3 protein-coding genes are annotated in these 1551 nt (G+C 33.2%); 1 reads left to right on the forward strand and 2 read right to left on the reverse strand.

Annotated elements, in window-relative coordinates; translation table 11 throughout:
* Positions 1-180: hypothetical protein (locus VNJ50_RS14540; RefSeq protein WP_325583020.1), on the forward strand; the 180-nt coding region annotated here is incomplete at its 5' end.
* Positions 181-349: 169 nt separating this feature from the next.
* Here the strand turns inward: VNJ50_RS14540 and VNJ50_RS14545 are convergent.
* Positions 350-1051 carry a DUF4412 domain-containing protein gene (locus VNJ50_RS14545; protein WP_325583021.1) on the reverse strand — a complete coding sequence of 234 codons (702 nt, stop codon included), beginning with the start codon at positions 1049-1051 and terminating at the stop codon, positions 350-352.
* A 128-nt stretch (positions 1052-1179) separates the two neighbouring features.
* A partial coding sequence (locus tag VNJ50_RS14550) for a DUF3109 family protein (protein ID WP_325583022.1) occupies positions 1180-1551 on the reverse strand: 372 nt, incomplete at its 5' end.

The following is a 1551-nucleotide window of genomic DNA, read 5'->3' on the forward strand; positions in this document are numbered from 1 at the left end:
CATGGTAGGGTTCTCAAAAGGAAATCGGTAGGTTTAGCGATTACAAAAGCGCGATTGTCTAATTTTTCCGAACGATTTACTACGGATTATAAATTGGATATTGAAGACATGTATGACAAACAAGGAAATTCTTTGGGCACTAAAGTTTCTGTATATATTCCTACTAAAGTTAATAATTAGGAGGTGTGTTAATCACATTGAATGAAATGGGTTTTAAAAGTAAAATGTAGTTGATTTTCGATTTATAATTGAATTAAAAACCGATTTCAAAGCCCAGAATAAAAGATCTTTAAAATCGGTTGTATGAATATTAATTGGGGTGGAATTTAGAATTTAATTGCGTTTTAGATTAGCGTCCAAAAGCGCCTAACATAGAGCCATAATCTGAGGTGTTGATCGAAAAATCGGTTTTATCCAGTCCAATACAGTTCATACTCGTGTTGTTTTTAGGTTTCTTTTTGTCAACATAGTGCATTTCCATAACCAATCCGCTTTTACTATATTTTTTCACCCATGCTGGATCAAAGCCTTTGGGCATTTTGTTTTTTCCGGTATCCCACACTTTGTTGAAGCTTATAGGTGCTTCGTTGGTGATATAAATAGTTATGTGGCTGTCCTTATCTTCCGCTATAAATCCTTGACAATTATAGCCTAAAATGTTTTTTGAGCCTATTTCTTTAATGGTAAAATTGGAGTTGTCCTCATCGGTTTTTATGTCGTCGAGTTTCAATTTGGTTTTTTGTAGTATTTTTCTTCCCGCAATTTCCATGAACATTGCCGATACTTTATAGTTATTATCCATAACCGTAAATATTTCCATGCCTTCTTGACCATTATTTATCATAGGTAATAGGAATCCAAAATAATCTGCATCTTTTTTTAGATAATAATCAAATTGAACTTCATCTTTTTTAGTGGCCATTTTTAGTTTATAGGTATAATCAAAGTCATAAACATCCTGGATTTCCTTCTGGTTTTTTTGAGCAAGAAGAAGGCTCGAGGAAAATAAAAAGGTCAGGCACAGAAAAGCTCGTGATAGTATTGTTTTCATTTGTTTTAGATTTTTAAAAGGTTAAAATAACTCAATAGATGATTTGAAGTTATTAAAAACAAATGCCGCTAAAATGAAGAAATGTACAGTTTGTATAAAATAATGTGTAATTGGTGATATAATGAAGTCTAACGATAGCTTTCAGCTACTTTTTCGAGTTCCATATACCAATCTTCTCCAAATTTTCTGATAAGTGCTTGTTTGACAAACTTATAAATCGGGATCTGAAGTTCTTTTCCCAAAGTACATGCATCATTGCAAATATCCCATCGCTCATAGTTAACTGCCGAAAATTCAGAATAATCCTTAACACGAATTGGATATAAATGACACGATACTGGTTTTTTCCAATCAGTTTGACCTTGGTTGTAGGCTTCCTCAAAGGCACAAAGCGCAGTTCCTTTCTTGTCAAAAATTACATAAGCACAATCGGCACCATCAATTAACGGCGTTTCAAATTCACCATATTCTGTGGTAATGAACGTTCCTTGTGCTTCAAT

The organism is Gelidibacter sp. (assembly GCF_035577925.1).
Lineage (GTDB): Bacteria > Bacteroidota > Bacteroidia > Flavobacteriales > Flavobacteriaceae > Gelidibacter.

Excerpts from the sequence above, each read along its gene's own strand:
- VNJ50_RS14545 (WP_325583021.1), bottom strand. The coding sequence starts at position 1,051 with ATGAAAACAATACTATCACGAGCTTTTCTGTGCCTGACCTTTTTATTT.